Below are 18,576 nucleotides of genomic sequence, written 5' to 3'. Positions count from 1 at the left end.
TGTATTTAATACACCTTCAATATAAAATTTACATTACCAAATTTTCACGGGACCTCAACTTACGTGGATCTATCTGCGCAGCAACCTGAATATCAGCCAGTTTATTCAATCCGGAGATAATAAAATTAAGGTCTTCTTTATCAATATACTGATGAATAATCATAAAAAAATCGACCCTATTCATTTCCGGAATTAAAAATCCTTCCGCATTTCTGTTGTTGATGATATAATATTCAATTTCACCCTGTTCCACAAAAAAATAATACTTGGAAAAGGCCAATGGATTCTCATCAATATTGAAGTAAACCTCATGATCATCAATCTTTTCGAAATCAAAATTCAGGCTTGCATTTATTTTGTGGCAGAGCATATAATCCTTTAAAGAAGCCGTAATAGCGATTAAAACGAAGTCCAGATCTAACGATAGTTTCAAATAAGTTTTGTTCAAAACACACTTTTTTAGGGGAATACAAAATTATAAAACTAATTTTACATTGATGTTCAAAATAAAAACATTAAAATTGGAAGAGAAATAAAAACATTTGAAATGTGTAAATATTTATTTTTCTTTGCACTGAATTATTTAACCATTAAATTATAAACATTATGTCTGATATTGCTTCAAGAGTTAAGGCTATTATCGTTGAAAAATTAGGTGTGGATGAAAACGAAGTTACACCAGAGGCTTCTTTCACTAACGACTTGGGTGCGGATTCTTTAGATACAGTAGAGCTTATTATGGAGTTCGAAAAAGAATTCAATGTAGCGATTCCTGATGATCAGGCTGAAACTATTGGTACTGTTGGTCAAGCGATTGCTTACTTAGAGAAAAACGTTAAGTAAAAATACGGTCTCCGTATAATCCGTATAAATGGAATTAAAAAGAGTAGTAGTTACAGGGTTAGGTGCGCTCACTCCAATAGGCAATACGATCCCGGAGTTCTGGGATGGTTTGCTGAATGGCGTGAGCGGCGCTGGCCCTATTACAGGTTTTGACACATCAAAGTTCAAGACGAAGTTTGCATGTGAGCTTAAAAACTTCAATCCTGAAGATTTTTTGGATAAAAAAGAAGCCCGCAAGTTAGATCCATTTGTTCAATACGCTTTAGTAGCAACAGATGAGGCTGTAAAGGATGGTAATTTTGATTTTTCTCAACTTGACACCAACCGTATAGGCGTTATCTGGGGTTCTGGTATTGGCGGTTTTAAAACATTTCAGGATGAAATGAAGAACTTCTTTTTAGGCGACGGTACACCTCGCATAAATCCGTTCTTTATTCCTAAAGTAATTATTGACATTGTTCCAGGTCACATTTCCATAAAATATGGTTTACGTGGTCCAAATTTCGCTACCGTTTCTGCTTGTGCTTCTTCCACGAATGCCATGATTGATGCGTACAACTATATTCGTCTGAATATGTGTGACGTGATCATCAGCGGAGGTTCTGAGGCCATCATCAACGAGGCGGGAATTGGAGGATTTAATGCAATGCATGCCCTTTCAACCAGGAATGACGATCCGAAAACTGCTTCCAGACCGTTTGACAAAGACAGAGATGGATTTGTTGCCGGTGAAGGTGCAGGAACGATTATCCTGGAAGAGCTGGAACATGCGAAAAAGCGTGGTGCGAAAATCTATGCCGAGTTAGTCGGTGGCGGAATGAGCGCCGATGCCAACCATATTACCGCACCTCATCCGCAAGGACTTGGTGCCAGAATGGTAATGACAAATGCTTTGAATGATGCAGGTTTATCTACCGGAGATATTGATTACATCAATGTCCATGGTACTTCTACCCCTCTTGGGGACATCTCTGAGAGTAGGGCAATTGTAGATTTGTTTGGTGAAGACGCCTACAAATTAAACATCAGTTCGACAAAATCAATGACAGGCCATTTACTTGGTGCTGCTGGTGCTATTGAAGCTATTGCTGCAATTCTTGCGGTAAAAAATGATGTAGTTCCACCAACAATAAATCACTTTACTGATGATCCTGAGTGTGATCCTAAATTAAACTTCACATTCAACAAGGCACAAAAACGTACCATTCGCGCTGCTCAAAGCAACACTTTTGGTTTCGGTGGTCATAATGCATCTGTGATATTCAAAAAATACGAAGAATAAGAATTAGTTTCTGTATAAGGAGACTATTTAATTAGTCTCCTATAATTTTTGTAACAATTAATGCCATTATTCGACCTGTATAAGCTTTATTTTTCAACAGATAAGGTCTTTATAAAAAAGCTAAAGAACATTTTAGGCTTTGTTCCTGGAAATACTGTTTTATACAAAATGGCATTCAGGCACAGATCTGTTGCAAAAATTCTGAAGAATGGAAGCAGAAGCAGCAATGAACGTCTTGAATTCCTTGGGGACGCAATTCTAGGCTCTGTAATTGCAGAGTTGCTATTTAAAAGTTATCCTTATAAAGAAGAAGGTTTTTTAACGGAAATGCGTTCTAAAATCGTCAACAGAGCGAATTTAAATCAACTTGCCAGGAAAATGGGCTTTGACCAGCTGATGGTGTTCGACCAGAAAGCAGTCAATATCCAAACCAAACATCATTCCATGCTTGGGGATGCTTTTGAAGCATTAGTAGGGGCCGTCTATCTGGACAAGGGATACAATTTCACTAAAGATTTTCTGCTTAAAAGGATCATCAAGCCGTATATTGACATCCACACCCTGGAATTAACAGAAACCAATTTTAAGAGTAAGCTCATCGAATGGTGTCAGCGCCATGGCAAAGATATTTCATTTGATATGGTACAAAACAGCGAAGGAGAAAGCGCCAAGCTGTTCACCATCAGTGCCGTTGTTGAGGGCGAAAGCTATGGCCTTGGCCGGGATTACAATAAAAAGAATGCGGAAAAGCTGGCTGCAGAGAAAGCCTGTGAAGCATTATCCATTTAATCTTTTTAGTTTTTTCTAAGTGTATCCGTATATTTTTTATAGGAATCTTTGATGTATTTTATCGCATCATATTCTGCCCAGTTTCTGGATTTCTCATAATCAGGTCTGTAATCCAGCATGAATTTTTCCAGGTCCTTACCTTTAAGGTCGGTGGTATTCTGAATCAGGTACTCATTAAAAAAGCCATCTACCTGCGACTGCTTAATTTCGTTGTTATAATACCTTCCGAATCTTCTTGCATTTCCCGGTGTCCGGCCAAATAACTCATAAAAAGCAGTCAACGGCTGAAAGAAATAGGCCAATACCGGAGGTTTTCCTTGATAAAAGGAACCATTTCTTTTAAAGTCTCTTTTGATATCATTCAGCTCCTGTTTTTTTGTTTGTCCAAGAATATTGACCTCTCTCAATGTTGTTCCCCTGGATAAGTAAACAGATACGTCTGCAGTTGTAAACACGCCTACTTCTTCATCGGAAAATTCACTTTTAACAATTAAAAGGCTATCGCCTACTGATGCCCTGATCTGAAACAATCCCAAATCACTGGTGGATACAGTAAATCCATTTCTTTTATTGGTTACCTGTGCAAATTGTATCCGGTTATTTGTTCCCCGCTCTTTTACCACTCCCCTCAGTAAAAATTCCTTTTGGGAAAAAGCAGCTGGTGTAAAAGCTAGGAAAAACACACTGAATGCCAATGTGATAAGATGATGAGGCTTCATTATATATAGATTTTTTGTAAACTTAACCAATGTTTTGCAATCCAATGAGTTAAAAAAAGTTAAAAAATGTTGCAAAAGTACCGGCTCATTTAATCGTAAGCCAAGGGCTCCATTCGTTTTTTGACTGTAATATTCTAACAACAATAAGCTAAAAAAGTTGTCTTATTTTTTCAATCCTATTGTAAATCTGGCATAAAAAAACAAAATCGACAGTGTTCCGTACATCATTAAGCAACATAGGTTTAATCATTTTAACAATAAATTATATCTTTGCACATGATAAAATCAATGACAGGCTTTGGCCTGGCCTCTACTGATCATGAAAACATTAAGTTTGCAGTAGAGATTAAGTCTTTAAACAGCAAGTTTTTAGAGCTCAATCTAAAACTTCCAAGGGCTTTCTCCGAAAAGGAGTTGTTATTACGGAACATCTGTAGCAAAGAAATCGAGCGCGGAAAAGTAAGTATTTCCATAAATATTGATCGCGGCGAAGAAAACCTTAAGGGAGCAACCATCAATGCTGCATTATTAAGTAAATATTACAAACAGCTGGAGGCTATTAATGTTGATTTGGGTGCCAATTCGACCAACCTTTTACAGGCGGTATTGAGCTTTCCGGAGGTGATCAGCTACCAGGAAGAAGAAGTAAATGAAAATGACTGGGATATTTTGTACAGCACTTTCAATAAAGCACTGGAAAACTTTAATCAGTTCAGACATACAGAGGGAAATGTTTTAAAGACAGATCTGGAGCTTCGTATTAAAAATATACTGCAATTTTTTGCTCAGATTGAAGTTCTGGAGCCACTGAGAATCCCTCAGATCAGGGCACGCCTGAACCAGTTTCTGGAAGAAAATGTAGGAAAAATAAATGTAGATCAGAATCGTTTAGAACAGGAATTGATCTATTACATTGATAAATTAGACATTACAGAAGAAAAAACACGCCTGAAAAGTCATTGTGATTATTTCACCGAGACTTTGAAAAGCAAAGATGCCAACGGCAAAAAACTCGGTTTTATCTCTCAGGAGATCGGCAGAGAAATCAATACTATGGGTGCTAAAGCAAATGATGCACAGATACAACAATTGGTAGTAGGGATGAAAGAAGAGCTGGAAAAAATTAAGGAACAACTATTAAACGTTTTATAAGTACGCATGACACAAGGTAAACTCATTATATTTTCGGCACCTTCAGGAGCAGGCAAGACTACAATTGTTAAACACCTGCTAAAGAAATTTCCGACACTAAGCTTCTCTATTTCCGCAACAACAAGGGAATCAAGGGGTGATGAAGAACACGAAAAAGACTATTATTTTATTTCAAAAGAAGATTTTCTTCACAAAGTAGCTCATCAGGAGTTTGTGGAATTTGAGGAGGTTTACAATGGTACTTTTTACGGTACTTTAAGGTCTGAAATAGAAAGAATCTGGAATACCGGAAAGCATGTCATTTTCGATATTGATGTAGAAGGCGGTTTGCGTCTTAAGCGTAAATATGAAGACGATGCATTAGCTATATTTGTTCAGCCGCCCTCTTTAGAGGTGTTAAAAGAACGTTTAACAGGTAGGGGGACTGATAGTGCGGAAAAACTTCAGGAACGTTTTATAAAGGCGGAAAAAGAGTTGAACTATGCAGAAAAGTTTGATGTGATCCTTAAAAACTTTGAATTGGAAACCGCTTGTAAAGAAGCCGAAAAACTGGTAGGCGACTTTATTAAATAAGCAATAAAAATGAAAACAGGGCTATTCTTTGGTTCATTCAATCCCATCCATATTGGCCACCTGATCATTGCCAACTACATGGCTGGCTTTACCGGGCTTAAAGAAGTATGGCTGGTGGTGTCACCGCATAATCCCCTGAAGAATAAAAATGGCCTGACCAATATGTACGACCGGCTTGAAATGGCTAAACTAGCTACAGAGAGCTCCGATCATATTAAAGTAAGTGATATTGAATTTGGTCTGGCTCAACCCTCTTATACCGTAGACACGCTGGCCTTTCTACAGGAAAAGTATCCTGGAAAAGAATTTGTTCTGATCATGGGGGCGGATAACCTCTCTTCTCTCAAAAAATGGAAGAATTATGAGGTCCTGTTAAAGAATTACCAGATCTACGTTTATCCGCGGCCTGGTGTAGACCTGAGCGAATGGGAAAACCATCCTTCCATTACGATTACAGAAACCCCTCAAATGGACATTTCTTCCACCTTTATTCGCAAAGCATTAAAGGAAGGAAGAAATGTTCAATATTTTGTTCCGGATAAAGTACTGTCCTTTATGGACAATAAAAACATGTACCGTTAAGAAGGTCTGTAAAGCAGGAAAATAGCCGGCTTTTTGTGTAGATCAATGCGTTCTTTTCTCCAAAGCGCAACAGATTGTGTCTTGATGTATTCTTCTTCCGCATTGATATTACAGGCTACACAAAGCATTGCATGTGCGGAACAGTTTTTCAGGACATCTTCCAGCAAATGGTTATTTCTGAAAGGTGTTTCTATAAATAACTGAGTTTGTTTATTAGTCAAAGACTGTTGCTCGAGTTCCTTAATGCGCTTCCCTCTCTGAACTTTATCAATCGGCAAATACCCATGGAAAGTAAAACTTTGTCCATTAAATCCGGACGCCATTAATGCCAGAAGGATGGAGCTTGGTCCTACCAGCGGAACCACTTTAATTCCTCTTCTATGCGCTTCTGCCACCACTTCTGCTCCAGGATCAGCTACGCCGGGGCATCCGGCCTCACTCATTAAACCTACATCTTTACCCGCATTCAACTCTTTAAAAAAGGGGGCTAATGACGCGTTTCGCTGATGCTTGCCATAGTCATGGATGATCAGTTCGCTCTGTGGCAACTTCAACCCGGCTTCTTTTAAAAATTTTCTGGCTGTTTTTTCATTTTCAACGATATAGGTATCTATAGCATTGATCGTCTCGCCTAAAAAAGGAGTAAAAGATTTCTGGGCAGCATTTTCTGCCAGAGGAACAGGGATAAGGAATAAAGTACCTTTTTGCATAAATTGTGTTTTGTTTACAAAAGAAGAAAATAATTTCCTGGAAAGAGCAACTCCGCACATTTAATATTCCATTTTAAGCGGGATATGTAGACCTAATCCCGGATATTTAAATATTTTTTTGTAAATTACCTTCCTCCCTCCCCCCATTAAATATTGGCATATTCCGCTCTTAAACCAATATAATTATGCTAAGTCGCATAATTGGAATGTAATATTCCTAAAGTAGTTTAAACTTTTATCATTCTTTGGAACTCAAATTGTTATATAAAAAGCGTTAGGTAAATTAAACACACACAAATGAAAAACTTAATCAAATTACCGGCAATTGTGCTGGGGCTCATGCTCCTGATGACCGGAACCACGCAGCGCGTTATGGCACAAGACGACGACATTTCGCTCCAGTCATTTTATGATGAGCTTTCTCCTTATGGCACCTGGATCCAGGACCCTCAATACGGGTATGTATGGAGACCAGATGTAGAGCAGGACGATTTCAGACCTTATTATAGCAATGGACGATGGGCAATGACAGAATATGGCAATACCTGGGTATCCAATTACGACTGGGGCTGGGCTCCTTTCCACTATGGAAGATGGGTATACAACCGTTACAGACAATGGATCTGGATTCCTGATACCGTTTGGGGACCGGCATGGGTAAGTTGGAGAAGCGGTGGCGGATATTATGGCTGGGCACCGATGGGGCCAAGCATAAATATTAATATCAATTTTGGAATTCCGGACAATTGGTGGGTTTTTATCCCTCAACGGAATATCTATTACGACAGTTTCCCAAGATATTACTCCCGCAGAAACGTGACCATTATTCACAATACCACTATTATCAATAATACTTACGAACGCAACAGACGTACTTATTACACCGGACCGAGAGCTGATGACATCAGACGTGCAACCAGAAGGGATGTTACCGTTTACAATGTCAACAGAACCAGCAGATCGGGCAGAAGTGAAATCAGAGGAAATGAATTGAACATCTATAACCCAAGATCTTCAAGGGCAGACCGCGGAAGCGTTCAGGCACCTAGGAGCTCAGTTCGCGGGGATGCCAATTTAACCAGAGCCAATGGTTCTGAAGCAGGAAACCGGATGTCAAGAACCGACCGGGGCAATAATGGTGTGGATAGAAATACCAATATTGACCGTTCAGGAGGAAGAATGGATCGTGGATCAATTGAGGAAAGAAACTCTGCTGCCGGCCGTAGTAACCGGATAAATCGCGGTACTGAGGGAACAGTAAATCCTTCAAGAGATTATAATTCCGGAAACAGAGGAGAAGGAAGAACTTCCAGGGAAAATAACAGATCGGAAAATACGTCTGAAAGAAACCCAGTGGTGATGCCTACACGACCAGACAGAAGCAGCTCAAACAGAGAAGGCCGTCAGGATAGGTCTCAAACTATACCACAGGTACAGCCCGCTCCTCAACAAATACCCGTGCAACCGCAGCGTGAAGAGCGCCAGCAACCTCAACGGATGGAAAGACAAGAACGTTCACAACCACAAAGAATGGAAAGGCAAGAACGTCAGCAGCCTCAGGCTCAGCCACAGAGAATGGAAAGACAGGAGAGACAAAGCGCTCCACCTGCCCGCTCTGAAGGTAGCAGAGGGTCTGAAGGTGGAAGATCATCCAGATCGGGAAGGGGTTAATTCCTGTCCAGGTTATATAAAACCGGCCATATGATGGCCGGTTTTTCTTTTTAGCCCTCTTTTATATATTATATTTATCTTTGCAGCCTCATCAAGCACAACAGGCTTAATTCTTTATGATTCACCCAGAAATAGAAAAACGAAAAACATTCGCTATTATCAGTCACCCCGATGCAGGAAAAACTACACTTACAGAAAAGTTTTTACTCTTTGGAGGAGCAATAAACACAGCCGGAGCGGTAAAGCGTAATAAGGCCAACCAAAGCAACACCTCCGATTTCATGGAAATTGAGAAACAGCGTGGAATCTCTGTCGCTACTTCTGTAATGGGCTTTGAATATAGCGGGAAACGCATCAACATATTAGATACTCCTGGTCACAAAGATTTTGCCGAGGATACTTACCGTACTTTATCTGCGGTAGATAGTGTAATTTTAGTCGTTGACTGTGTAAAGGGTGTGGAGGAACAGACGGAAAAGTTAATGGCAGTCTGCAGAATGCGGAATACCCCCGTAATTATCTTTATCAATAAGATGGACAGGGAAGGAAAAGATGCTTTTGACCTTCTTGACGAGATTGAAAGCAAACTAAACATTAGTCTTTGTCCACTCTCCTGGCCTATTGGTCAGGGACATACTTTTAAAGGGGTATACAGCATTTACAACAAACACCTGAATCTTTTTGAAGCAGACAAAACAAAAATCAGTGCACCTGTTATTGAAGTCAGCGACCTGAACGATCCTAATCTAAACAACTTCCTAAAGCCAAAAGAACTGGATGGATTAAAATCTGATCTGGAATTAGTAGACGGCGTATATGGACAGATTGATAAAAGCATGTACATTGAAGGATTACTTGCGCCGGTATTTTTTGGCAGTGCCATCAATAACTTTGGTATCAAAGAACTGTTAGATACTTTTGTTCAAATTGCGCCCAGCCCGAAAAGCAGAGAGGCAGAACAAAGGGAAGTGATGGTAAATGAGAAGAACTTTACCGGTTTTGTATTCAAAATACATGCGAACTTAGATCCGAAACACCGCGACCGTATTGCATTCCTAAGGATCTGTTCCGGTAAATTTGAACGCAACAAATTTTACTTCCATACCCGTCAGAATAAAAAACTGAAATTCTCCAATCCAATGGATTTCATGGCCAATGAGAAAAGCATTGTTGAAGAAGCCTGGCCAGGAGATGTGGTCGGATTATACGATAGTGGAAACTTTAAAATCGGTGACACCCTTACAGAAGGTGAACAATTACAATTTAAAGGCATTCCGAGCTTCTCTCCTGAAATATTTAAGGAAGTAGAGAACAGAGACCCACTGCGTACAAAACAGCTGGAGAAAGGCATACAGCAGCTTACAGAAGAAGGTGTCGCTCAATTGTTCACTGCCCAGCCCGGTAACCGTAAAATCATTGGTGCAGTAGGTGAACTTCAGTTTGAGGTGATTGCTTTCCGTCTGGAGCATGAATATGGTGCAAAAGCACATTTCCGTACCTTAAGTTATGGCAGGTCTAACTGGGTAACTGCTACCGATAAAAAGAAACTGGAAGAATTCCTGAAACGGAAACAACAACATATCGGAGAAGACAAAGATGGTAATCCGGTATTTCTTGCCGATAATGATTTCATGATCAATATGACCATGCGTGACTATCCGGATATTGAATTCCACAAAACATCGGAGTTTAAATAAACTACCAATAAAAAAGCGGCCAGAATTTTACACCTGGCCGCTTTTTTATAGCTATAACCTGCTATTTCAATTTGTTTAATGCTTCTTTAATTCTTGGAATCATTTTCTGAATATCACTCAGGGAACAACCCCCAACCGATGCACGGAACCAGGCTATAGATTCATCTGTTCCGAAGGCCGAGAACGGAACCAATGCTGTCTGTGCTTCTTTAATCAGATAAAAGTTTACATCGGCGCTGTTTTTCAGCAAATCGTCTGAAGGTGTTGTTTTACCAATATAATCAATTTTAAGTGTCAGGTAAATCGCCCCCATCGGAACAACTGCATCTACGGCAAAGCCTTCTGCTTTTAACTCTTGAAATCCATTATAAAGTGCATCCAGGCTTTCCTGAACCTGTTTTTTAAACGAAGTCAGGAACTGATCCACGAGTCCATTATTTTTAAAGTATTTAGCTACCGCAACCTGTTCTGCTTTGGGTGCCCAGGCACCGATATGACCAAGCAGGGCCTTCATTTTACTCACAATCTTTTCAGGTCCGAATGCCCAGCCTACGCGTACTCCTGTCGCAGATAAACACTTAGAAATCCCATCGATGTAGATTACAAAATCTTTAAGCTCCGGACGCAGACTTACCGGGTTGAGATGCTCCTTTCCAAAAGTCAGCAATGAATAGATCTGATCATACATGATGTATAGTGGTTTTTCGTCTACCCCTCTACTGTCATTCTCTTCGATAACCAGGTCACATATTTCTTCCAATTGTTCTTTACTAAACATCGTTCCTGTAGGATTCAAAGGAGAACAGAGGGCCAGTAACGTTGCTCCTTTCAGATGAGGCTTCAGCTGCTCCGCTGGGGGCATAAAATTATTCTCAACAGTCGTTTCTACTGCAATCCCTTTGGCCGAAGAAAGATGGCAATAGTGATTGTTATTCCAGGATGGCGCAGGATAAATCACCTTATCTCCCGGATCTACCAATGCCAGATACGTCGCATATATTAAAGGGCGTGATCCGCCAGCTACCAGGATATCCTGAGTGGTATAGGACAGTTCATACCTGGTTTTCAGGATCTCTACCACTGTTTCACGTAAAGCTAAAATACCATCTGCAGGTGGATAGTTGGTATGATTATGATGATAAGCATCAATAATTTCATCTCTTAATTCTGCCGGAATTGGAAAAATTGAAGGGTCAAAATCACCGATGGTCAGATTCGCAATCTCGGCACCCTTTCGTTTCAGTTCATTTACTTCGTTTCCAATTTTAATGATTTCCGAGCCGATAAGTGTGTTTGCTAATACTGATACATTCATTTTTTTTGATTTATATTTATTATTCGGTTAAGCCAGCAATTTCTCAATTGCAGCGTTAGTTTTTTCAAATTTAAACTGCGACAGGATCTCTGCCATCATCTCTTCAATTTCCGGATTACATAGATTCCCGATACTTCCCTCATGTGTGTGGTTCACTTTAGTAGAAGGGGAGAAGGTGCCATTTTCTATCGTTTCACCAACGATTTTATAGGCCTCTCTAAAAGGAACCCCTTTTAAAGCAAGTTCATTCACCACTTCAACGCTAAATAGATAAGCATATTTTTTATCTGCCAGAATATCATCTTTGATTCTGATGTGTTGCAGCATATAGGTAGTCATCTCCAGACACTCATTCAGCGAGGTAATTGCCGGGAAAAGATTTTCTTTCAACAGTTGAAGGTCGCGATGATATCCGGAAGGCAGATTGGTCGTCATCATGGCAATTTCATTCGGTAAAGCCTGAATTTTATTGCACCTGGAGCGGATCAGCTCAAAAACATCCGGATTCTTTTTATGCGGCATAATGCTCGATCCTGTAGTCAGTTCGTCCGGAAAGCTGATAAAGCCGAAATTCTGATTGATAAAAAGGCAGACATCCATAGCCATTTTTGCTAAAGAAGCGGCGACTGAGGACATCGCCTGTCCAAGAATACGTTCCGTTTTACCCCTTCCCATCTGCGCATAAACGACATTATAGTTCAGGTTTTCAAAGCCCAGCAACTGAGTGGTCATCGTCCTGTTTAAAGGGAATGAAGAACCATAGCCCGCAGCAGATCCCAATGGATTTTTATTACAGATTTTATAAGCAGCCAGCATTAGCTCCATATCGTCGACCAGACTTTCCGCATAAGCACCAAACCATAGTCCAAAAGAAGAGGGCATAGCAATCTGAAGATGGGTATATCCTGGAAGCAATTTGTCCTTATGGATGTTACTCAATTCGATCAGCTGTGTGAAAAGCGCAGTTGTATTTCCAACCATCTCTTCGATGCAACTTCTGAAATAAAGTTTCAAATCCACCAGAACCTGATCATTACGGGAGCGTCCGCTATGGATCTTTTTACCGGCATCTCCAATACGTTGTGTCAGCAGCCATTCCACCTGGGAGTGCACATCTTCTACGGTATCCTCAATTGTGAATTTACCCGCTTCGATATCTGCGTAGATATTTTTAAGTTCTTTTTGAATATCTGCCAGTTCTTCAGCGGTCAGCAATCCGATACTTTCCAGCATTTCAACATGGGCCAGAGAGCCTAAAACATCAAAAGCTGCCATTTGCAAATCCAGCTCCCTGTCTTTGCCTACGGTAAAAGTTTCTATATCCTTATTTACGTCTACGTTTTTTTGCCAAATCTTCATTTATCAATCTATTATTTAGGTCCCTTAGGGCTTAGCGGTATTTTGCAAAAATACAATAATTACGATAGAATGAAGGATAAACCAGCAAGCCGAATAAACGCAACAGCATTGCATAATATTGTTGTTATATTCAAAATATATTCAACTAAAACAATATTTTAGCAGAAAACCCCCAAACTATAATGAACAGAATCAAATACTCACTTCTGCTGTTACTTTTACCCTATGGAGCAAGCCTCCATGCGCAGCAAAAACCAGGTCTGACCTGGAAAGATGTTTCCAAATGGAATTTTATCAGAGGAAATAGTTATGCACTATCTCCTAACGGACAGTGGTTGTCCTGGGCAAAAGGTCCCACTGAAGGTGACCTTCAAACCGTAATCCGTAAAGTTTCAGACACCACAAATTTCAATTATCCTATCGGAGCAAGCACCTCCACGGTGATTTATTCAAAAGATTCCAGGTATGCTGCTTTTAAAGTGTCGGCAAAAGAGGCAGAGGTAAAATCTGCAAAGAAAACCATGAAGCCCCTTTACGACCAATTGGTTCTCCTTTCTTTACCTGGCAATCAGAAAACTACTTTTGAGAAAGTGAAGACATTTAGTTTCTCCGGAGAATCATCAGAATGGCTGGCCATACAATTTACCGCCCCGGAAAATGCCTCAAAAGACAAAGATGCCCCAAAAGGGACAGACCTTTTACTCTATCACCTGAGCAGCAAAAAAAGTTATAACCTGGGAAATGTAGCAGAATATTCATTCAATAAGGCAGGAAATATCCTGGCCTACACCATTGATGCCAATGGACAGAATGGGAACGGAGTCTTTATCCGAGATATGAAAACCGGCCTGATCACTGCGATTGAAAATGATAAAGCAAATTACAAAAGCATCAACTGGAATGAAAACGGAACTGCTTTTGCATTACTTAAATCCAATAAAAACGAGCAATATAAAGAAGATGTTTTTACAGTAATCGGCATCAATAAAATTGCGGGCGAGCAAACCAATAAAGTTTCCTATACCGGTATTGACGGCAAGAATTTCCCAAAAAACATGGGCATCAGCGGAAATGGAACACCTTACTGGTCAGAAGACCAGGGGACTTTGTTTTTTGGCATCAATACCTTTGAAAAGAAAGCTGACAGCGCTTCAAAAGATAAATCTGCAATAAAACCAGCGGATCAGGCTAAAGCAAAACCTCAGACAAAAACCGACAGCCTTGCCAAAGGAAAAGCTGAAGGCAAACCTGCAGCCAAGGCAGATATAGAAAAGCCGGATATGATCATATGGAACTGGCAGGACAAACGTCTTCAATCTGCCCAGCAGACTCAGGAAACAAGAGACAAAAACTACAGCTTCCTGAGTTCTTACCGCATTGCAGACCAGAAGTTCAGTCAACTGGCAGACAGCAGTTTAAAAAATGTTGTTGTTGCACCACAGCACCTATATGCCATCGGTTACGACAATTCTGGATATGAATTAATGAGTAACCTTGACGGTCAAAGCTATACCGATATTTACCTCATCGACCTGAAAACAGGCATAAAAAAACGGATTTTTGAAAAGTTTTATACTTCCAGCGGAGGCACACTTAGTTTTGCCCCCAATGGTAAATGGGCAAGTTTTAATAAAGATGGCGCTTTCTATAGCATCAATCTGGAAACCCAGCAGCAATATAACCTGACGGAGAAAATCAAGGCTTCCTTTATAGATGAGCTGGATGACCATAACGTTGTCAAGCCATCTACCCCCAATTTTGGCTGGTCATCAGATTCCAGATATGTATTGATTAAAGACAACTATGACCTTTGGCGCATCAGTGCTGATGGAAAATCAGCCATCTCCCTTTCCGATAACTGGAAAAGTAAAAAACAGGATGTACAGGGCAAATTCTCCATCTATCCAAAAGATAAAGGGACAGACCTGAGCAAGGATCAATATTTTGCAGTTTTTAATTCCGTCAATAAAAAAACAGGAATCGGCCTTCTTGAAGCCGGGAAGAGCAGCATCAAGGTTTTGTTTATGGATGATAACGGATATGGCAGTTTCAATAAAGCCAGTGATGGGAATGTATTTGTTTACAGTAAGCAGAACAATGAAAAGTCGCCTGAGCTATACATCAGTACTACAGCGAACCTGGCCAATGCAAAGCAGGTTACTAAAAACACACCTGATCAGGAGAAGTATGCCTGGTCTTCGGGCGTAAAACTGATCAACTATGTCAGCGCAAACGGAGATTCTTTGCAGGCAGCCCTATACCTTCCTGCAAATTATCAGGAAGGAAAAAGCTATCCTACCATCACTTATATCTATGAGCGCTTAACCGATGAACTAAATGCCTATACCATGCCGGGATTTCCTGGAGGTGGATTTAACAAATCGATGTACACCAGCAATGGTTATGCTGTCCTGATGCCGGATATCAAATACAAATTGAATGATCCCGGTATGTCTGCTGTGGCTTGTGTCGTTCCGGCGGTGAAAGCTGCGATTGGAACCGGTATTGTTGATGAAAAACGGGTGGCCATTCATGGACATTCCTGGGGAGGATATCAGACCTCTTTCCTGATTACTCAGACTAATATTTTTAAAGCTGCTGCTGCGGGAGCACCGTTAACCAACATGATCAGTATGTATAGTCTGATTTACTGGAATAGCGGAGGCACCAACCAGGCAATTTTCGAGGCGAGTCAGGGTCGGTTAACTCCAGGTTACTGGGACAACTGGGATGCTTTTGCCCGTAACTCTCCGGTTTATCACATCAAAAAAGTACAGACCCCCTTGTTGTTGTTACACAATGATAAAGACGGTGCGGTAGATTATACCCAAGGTATTGAATACTACAATGGACTGAGAAGGTTGAATAAACCGGTGGTAATGATCACCTATCGTGGAGAAAACCATGGTATTGCAAAAATACCAAACCGTAAAGATTATGCAGTTCGCATGATGGAATACTTTGATTATATGCTAAAGGACAAGCCGGCACCAGAATGGTGGGCTAAAGGAGTCAACCGTTTAGATATGGAAAAACACCTGGAAGCACGAGCTTTTGAAAAAGCAGAAGAACAATAAAAAAAGGGCTGATCCTAAGGATCAGCCCTTTTTTTATTTAAGCAAAGATTGCTATTTCCCCTTAATTACCGGTTTTAACATGTCAATATAAAGCTGGATTCCTTCTTCGATTTCATTGACAAACACATATTCGTCTGCCATATGAGAACGGGCAGAATCTCCCGGGCCGATTTTTACAGAAGGGATACTCAACAAAGCCTGATCCGACGTGGTTGGGGAACCATAAGTAGTCCTTCCTAAGGCAATTCCGGATTGTACAAAAGGATGTTCTTTATCAATAGAAGAGGGCTTCAAACGAATGGAGCGCGGAGTAACTTCGCAATCCACATTCGTTCTGATAATCTTTAAAACTTCTTCATTGCTGTAGGCATCTGTTACACGAACATCTACCGTAAAAGTACAGGTCGCAGGAACGACATTATGCTGAGAGCCCGCATTGATAATCGTCACCGACATTTTCAGTGGTCCAAACATTTCCGAAACTTTAGAAAAGCGGTAATTACGGAACCATTCGATATCTTTCAATGCTTTATAAATTGCATTATCTCCTTCTTCCCTAGCAGCATGCCCCGCTTTCCCTGTAGACACGCAATCCAATACCAGTAAACCGCGTTCTGCAATGGCTAGGTTCATTAAGGTAGGCTCTCCTACAATCGCAAACTCCAGTTCTCCAAGATCGGGCAGCACACATTCCAATCCGTTATTTCCGGAGATTTCTTCTTCTGCGGTTGTCGCCAGGCAAATGTTATAACCTAAATCTTTCTGATCATAGAAATAAAGAAAGGTCGCTATAAGCGAAACCAGACATCCTCCCGCATCATTACTCCCCAGTCCATACAATTTACCATCTTCAACAATTGCAGCGTAAGGATCGCGTGTATAACCGGTATTCGGCCTTACGGTATCGTGATGTGAGTTTAAAAGCAATGTTGGCTTTTTTTGATCAAAATATTTGTTGTAGGCCCAGATGTTATTCAGCTTGCGCTGCGTTTTTATATCACGTTGCTGCAAAAACTGTTCGATCACATCAGCCGTTTTATCCTCTTCTTTACTAAAGGAAGAGATCCCAATCAGTTGTTTCAACAGTTCTAAACTATCTTTTTGCAGTTGTTCTATCATAATTTTATTCTTTGGTATATAAAGCTCCGGCTTTTGTTGCCGATAGCTTGATGCCTTTGATCAGAGAGGAGCTAAATCCATTGTGCTCCATCTCATTTAATCCGGCAATGGTACAGCCTTTCGGCGAAGTTACTTTATCTATTTCCTGTTCAGGATGAGACTGCATCTGCAAGAGCAGATCTGCCGCCCCTTTTGCCGTCTGAACGGCCATTTTCAAGGCTTCATCTGCATGAAAGCCAATTTCTACACCACCTTGTGAAGCTGCTCTTATTGCACGCAGGAAGAACGCAATCCCACAGGCACACAAAGCTGTGGCCGAGGTCATCAGGTCTTCATTGATCTTTACCACTGAGCCCACGGTTTCAAACATTCTGGTCACCTCTTCCATGTATTCAGAAGAAGCACTATCTGTCGCAATACAGGTCATAGACTGTCCAATTGCAATCGCAGTATTTGGCATAGCCCTGATCACCTGCGTCTCATTTCCCAGTTTATTTCTAATGTCCGCACAGCTGACGCCGGAGGCAACGGAAATGAACAAGTGTTTTTTGACATCCACAACCGGACGAATCTGATCCAAAAGCTGATTTAACTGTTGTGGCAACACCGCAAGCACAATGACATCTGAAGCGGCAACAACCGCAGCATTATCATTACTCACGCCAAAGCCTTGTTCAGCAAAGGGGTTTAAATTGGTTATATTTCTTCTGGTTAAACTGATCTGACTAGGCAAAGCATAATTTGCTTTCACTAGTCCTTTGGCCAAAGAAATGCCAATATTTCCGCTTCCTAAAATGGCAATGCTGCCTTTAAACTGTTTCATCTTCTATGTAGTTTGGTTGTTATTGATCGGGTGGTTTTCAAAGGTAATTAAATGATCAGCCTGGTTCCAAAGCCCTGATCATTAATTTGCGGTAATTCATCTGCTTTACCGATGTATACAGCAGAAACACCGCTTTTTATCGCCTCAAAGGCATTGTGTAATTTGGGGATCATTCCTCCTGAAACTACCCCTTCCTGTTTTAAGCTTTCAAATTCCTGCATCCTGATTTCAGGAACAAGAGAATTGTCGTCTTCTACATCCCGCATCACGCCTCTTTTTTCAAAGCAATACACCAATACGGTCTCATACAATGAAGACATGGCTACTGCCACAGCAGAAGCGATGGTGTCTGCATTGGTATTCAAAAGCTGACTTTCTCCATCATGAGTAATTGCACACAAGACCGGTGTTAACCCTGCCCTAAGCAAGCTATCCAGCGTAGCTGATGAAACCGAAGCTCCATCAAGATCTCCAACAAAGCCATAATCAATCTCTTTTACCGGACGTTTTACGGCTCTGATGATGTTCCCGTCGGCCCCTGTTAACCCAATTGCATTGCAGCCTTTTGCCTGTAACTGAGCCACCATGTTCTTATTGATTAGTCCGGCATATACCATCGTTACAATCCTTAAGGTTTCTATATCTGTAATCCGGCGGCCATCTACCATTTTAGCCTCAATCCCTAAAGAAACCCCCAATTCTGTCGCAATCTTTCCGCCACCGTGAATTAAAATCTTATCTCCCGGAAGGGCATTAAAGTCAAGTAAAAACTGATGCAGTTTCTCAGAATTATCAATTACATTTCCGCCAATCTTAATTACACTTAGTTTCTTCATTTTTACGTTTTATAACTGCTGAGACCTTC

Annotated in this window: 17 protein-coding genes; 9 read left to right on the top strand and 8 right to left on the bottom strand. The window is 40.7% G+C overall.

Annotated elements, in window-relative coordinates; all coding sequences use genetic code 11:
* Nucleotides 1-28: 28 nt before the first annotated feature.
* Entirely contained in the window at nt 29-448 is a 420-nt protein-coding gene (locus BFS30_RS05850) for an IPExxxVDY family protein (RefSeq protein WP_069378419.1), read from the bottom strand.
* 158 nt (nt 449-606) lie between these two features.
* Here BFS30_RS05850 and BFS30_RS05845 point away from each other — a divergent pair, with 158 nt between their 5' ends.
* The 3 genes from BFS30_RS05845 to rnc are packed head-to-tail and all read left to right on the top strand — an operon-like array spanning nt 607 to nt 2,914.
* Nucleotides 607-843 (top strand): acyl carrier protein, encoded by a 237-nt coding sequence (locus tag BFS30_RS05845; protein WP_008241990.1) that lies wholly within the window; start codon nt 607-609, stop codon nt 841-843.
* A 28-nt stretch (nt 844-871) separates the two neighbouring features.
* The gene (gene fabF, locus BFS30_RS05840; protein WP_069378418.1) at nt 872-2,125 is read left to right on the top strand and encodes a beta-ketoacyl-ACP synthase II; all 1,254 of its coding nucleotides are present in this window, start codon (nt 872-874) and stop codon (nt 2,123-2,125) included.
* Nucleotides 2,126-2,185: 60 nt separating this feature from the next.
* Nucleotides 2,186-2,914, top strand: coding sequence for a ribonuclease III (rnc, locus tag BFS30_RS05835; RefSeq protein ID WP_208603037.1), 729 nt, complete (start codon nt 2,186-2,188; stop codon nt 2,912-2,914).
* A 5-nt stretch (nt 2,915-2,919) separates the two neighbouring features.
* Here rnc and BFS30_RS05830 read toward each other — a convergent pair whose 3' ends face one another.
* Complete coding sequence (locus tag BFS30_RS05830) at nt 2,920-3,633, bottom strand: hypothetical protein (protein ID WP_069378417.1); 714 nt, start codon at nt 3,631-3,633, stop codon at nt 2,920-2,922.
* A gap of 288 nt (nt 3,634-3,921) precedes the next feature.
* Between BFS30_RS05830 and BFS30_RS05825 the strand changes: the two genes are divergently transcribed.
* Genes BFS30_RS05825 through nadD form a run of 3 tightly spaced genes read left to right on the top strand, consistent with a single transcriptional unit; the run spans nt 3,922 to nt 5,940 of the window.
* A complete protein-coding gene (locus BFS30_RS05825) occupies nt 3,922-4,785 on the top strand; it encodes a YicC/YloC family endoribonuclease (RefSeq protein ID WP_069378416.1) in 864 nt (287 codons plus the stop codon).
* Nucleotides 4,786-4,791: 6 nt separating this feature from the next.
* Entirely contained in the window at nt 4,792-5,358 is a 567-nt protein-coding gene (gmk, locus tag BFS30_RS05820; protein ID WP_069378415.1) for a guanylate kinase, read from the top strand.
* A gap of 9 nt (nt 5,359-5,367) precedes the next feature.
* The gene (gene nadD / locus BFS30_RS05815) at nt 5,368-5,940 is read left to right on the top strand and encodes a nicotinate (nicotinamide) nucleotide adenylyltransferase (protein WP_069378414.1); all 573 of its coding nucleotides are present in this window, start codon (nt 5,368-5,370) and stop codon (nt 5,938-5,940) included.
* Here the strand turns inward: nadD and BFS30_RS05810 are convergent.
* The gene (locus BFS30_RS05810) at nt 5,937-6,650 is read right to left on the bottom strand and encodes an SAM-dependent methyltransferase (protein WP_069378413.1); all 714 of its coding nucleotides are present in this window, start codon (nt 6,648-6,650) and stop codon (nt 5,937-5,939) included. The genes nadD and BFS30_RS05810 overlap by 4 nt on opposite strands.
* A gap of 297 nt (nt 6,651-6,947) precedes the next feature.
* On the opposite strand from BFS30_RS05810, the gene BFS30_RS05805 reads away from it, so the two are divergent.
* Together BFS30_RS05805 and BFS30_RS05800 are read left to right on the top strand one after the other, a co-directional pair.
* Nucleotides 6,948-8,321, top strand: a complete 1,374-nt coding sequence (locus BFS30_RS05805; RefSeq protein WP_069378412.1) for a DUF6600 domain-containing protein — start codon at nt 6,948-6,950, stop codon at nt 8,319-8,321.
* 116 nt (nt 8,322-8,437) lie between these two features.
* Nucleotides 8,438-10,018 carry a peptide chain release factor 3 gene (locus tag BFS30_RS05800; protein ID WP_069378411.1) on the top strand — a complete coding sequence of 527 codons (1,581 nt, stop codon included), beginning with the start codon at nt 8,438-8,440 and terminating at the stop codon, nt 10,016-10,018.
* 61 nt (nt 10,019-10,079) lie between these two features.
* Here BFS30_RS05800 and BFS30_RS05795 read toward each other — a convergent pair whose 3' ends face one another.
* Both BFS30_RS05795 and argH read right to left on the bottom strand, forming a co-directional pair.
* On the bottom strand, nt 10,080-11,333 hold the full coding sequence (locus BFS30_RS05795; RefSeq protein WP_069378410.1) for a pyridoxal phosphate-dependent aminotransferase: 1,254 nt from the start codon (nt 11,331-11,333) through the stop codon (nt 10,080-10,082).
* Between the two features lie 27 nt (nt 11,334-11,360).
* Nucleotides 11,361-12,692, bottom strand: coding sequence for an argininosuccinate lyase (argH, locus tag BFS30_RS05790; RefSeq protein WP_069378409.1), 1,332 nt, complete (start codon nt 12,690-12,692; stop codon nt 11,361-11,363).
* 182 nt (nt 12,693-12,874) lie between these two features.
* Between argH and BFS30_RS05785 the strand changes: the two genes are divergently transcribed.
* Nucleotides 12,875-15,769 (top strand): S9 family peptidase, encoded by a 2,895-nt coding sequence (locus BFS30_RS05785; protein ID WP_069378408.1) that lies wholly within the window; start codon nt 12,875-12,877, stop codon nt 15,767-15,769.
* A 51-nt stretch (nt 15,770-15,820) separates the two neighbouring features.
* Here the strand turns inward: BFS30_RS05785 and BFS30_RS05780 are convergent, their stop codons facing one another.
* The 3 genes from BFS30_RS05780 to argB are packed head-to-tail and all read right to left on the bottom strand — an operon-like array spanning nt 15,821 to nt 18,547.
* On the bottom strand, nt 15,821-16,888 hold the full coding sequence (locus tag BFS30_RS05780) for a M20 family metallo-hydrolase (protein ID WP_069378407.1): 1,068 nt from the start codon (nt 16,886-16,888) through the stop codon (nt 15,821-15,823).
* Nucleotides 16,889-16,892: 4 nt separating this feature from the next.
* Nucleotides 16,893-17,711 (bottom strand): pyrroline-5-carboxylate reductase, encoded by an 819-nt coding sequence (gene proC / locus BFS30_RS05775; RefSeq protein WP_069378406.1) that lies wholly within the window; start codon nt 17,709-17,711, stop codon nt 16,893-16,895.
* A 47-nt stretch (nt 17,712-17,758) separates the two neighbouring features.
* Nucleotides 17,759-18,547 (bottom strand): acetylglutamate kinase, encoded by a 789-nt coding sequence (argB, locus tag BFS30_RS05770; RefSeq protein WP_069378405.1) that lies wholly within the window; start codon nt 18,545-18,547, stop codon nt 17,759-17,761.
* Nucleotides 18,548-18,576 lie beyond the last annotated feature (29 nt).

The sequence above is a fragment of the Pedobacter steynii genome, from assembly GCF_001721645.1.
GTDB classification, from domain to species: Bacteria; Bacteroidota; Bacteroidia; order Sphingobacteriales; family Sphingobacteriaceae; genus Pedobacter; species Pedobacter steynii_A.
This window is presented reverse-complemented; position numbering and strand designations above follow the sequence as displayed.

Bases quoted from the DNA above. Each gene is read 5' to 3' on its own strand.
- BFS30_RS05845 (WP_008241990.1), top strand. From the start codon at position 607: ATGTCTGATATTGCTTCAAGAGTTAAGGCTATTATCGTTGAAAAATTA.
- fabF (WP_069378418.1), top strand. From the start codon at position 872: ATGGAATTAAAAAGAGTAGTAGTTACAGGGTTAGGTGCGCTCACTCCA.
- rnc (WP_208603037.1), top strand. From the start codon at position 2,186: ATGCCATTATTCGACCTGTATAAGCTTTATTTTTCAACAGATAAGGTC.
- BFS30_RS05830 (WP_069378417.1), bottom strand. From the start codon at position 3,633: ATGAAGCCTCATCATCTTATCACATTGGCATTCAGTGTGTTTTTCCTA.
- BFS30_RS05825 (WP_069378416.1), top strand. From the start codon at position 3,922: ATGACAGGCTTTGGCCTGGCCTCTACTGATCATGAAAACATTAAGTTT.
- gmk (WP_069378415.1), top strand. From the start codon at position 4,792: ATGACACAAGGTAAACTCATTATATTTTCGGCACCTTCAGGAGCAGGC.
- nadD (WP_069378414.1), top strand. From the start codon at position 5,368: ATGAAAACAGGGCTATTCTTTGGTTCATTCAATCCCATCCATATTGGC.
- BFS30_RS05810 (WP_069378413.1), bottom strand. From the start codon at position 6,650: ATGCAAAAAGGTACTTTATTCCTTATCCCTGTTCCTCTGGCAGAAAAT.
- BFS30_RS05805 (WP_069378412.1), top strand. From the start codon at position 6,948: ATGAAAAACTTAATCAAATTACCGGCAATTGTGCTGGGGCTCATGCTC.
- BFS30_RS05800 (WP_069378411.1), top strand. From the start codon at position 8,438: ATGATTCACCCAGAAATAGAAAAACGAAAAACATTCGCTATTATCAGT.
- BFS30_RS05795 (WP_069378410.1), bottom strand. From the start codon at position 11,333: ATGAATGTATCAGTATTAGCAAACACACTTATCGGCTCGGAAATCATT.
- argH (WP_069378409.1), bottom strand. From the start codon at position 12,692: ATGAAGATTTGGCAAAAAAACGTAGACGTAAATAAGGATATAGAAACT.
- BFS30_RS05785 (WP_069378408.1), top strand. From the start codon at position 12,875: ATGAACAGAATCAAATACTCACTTCTGCTGTTACTTTTACCCTATGGA.
- BFS30_RS05780 (WP_069378407.1), bottom strand. From the start codon at position 16,888: ATGATAGAACAACTGCAAAAAGATAGTTTAGAACTGTTGAAACAACTG.
- proC (WP_069378406.1), bottom strand. From the start codon at position 17,711: ATGAAACAGTTTAAAGGCAGCATTGCCATTTTAGGAAGCGGAAATATT.
- argB (WP_069378405.1), bottom strand. From the start codon at position 18,547: ATGAAGAAACTAAGTGTAATTAAGATTGGCGGAAATGTAATTGATAAT.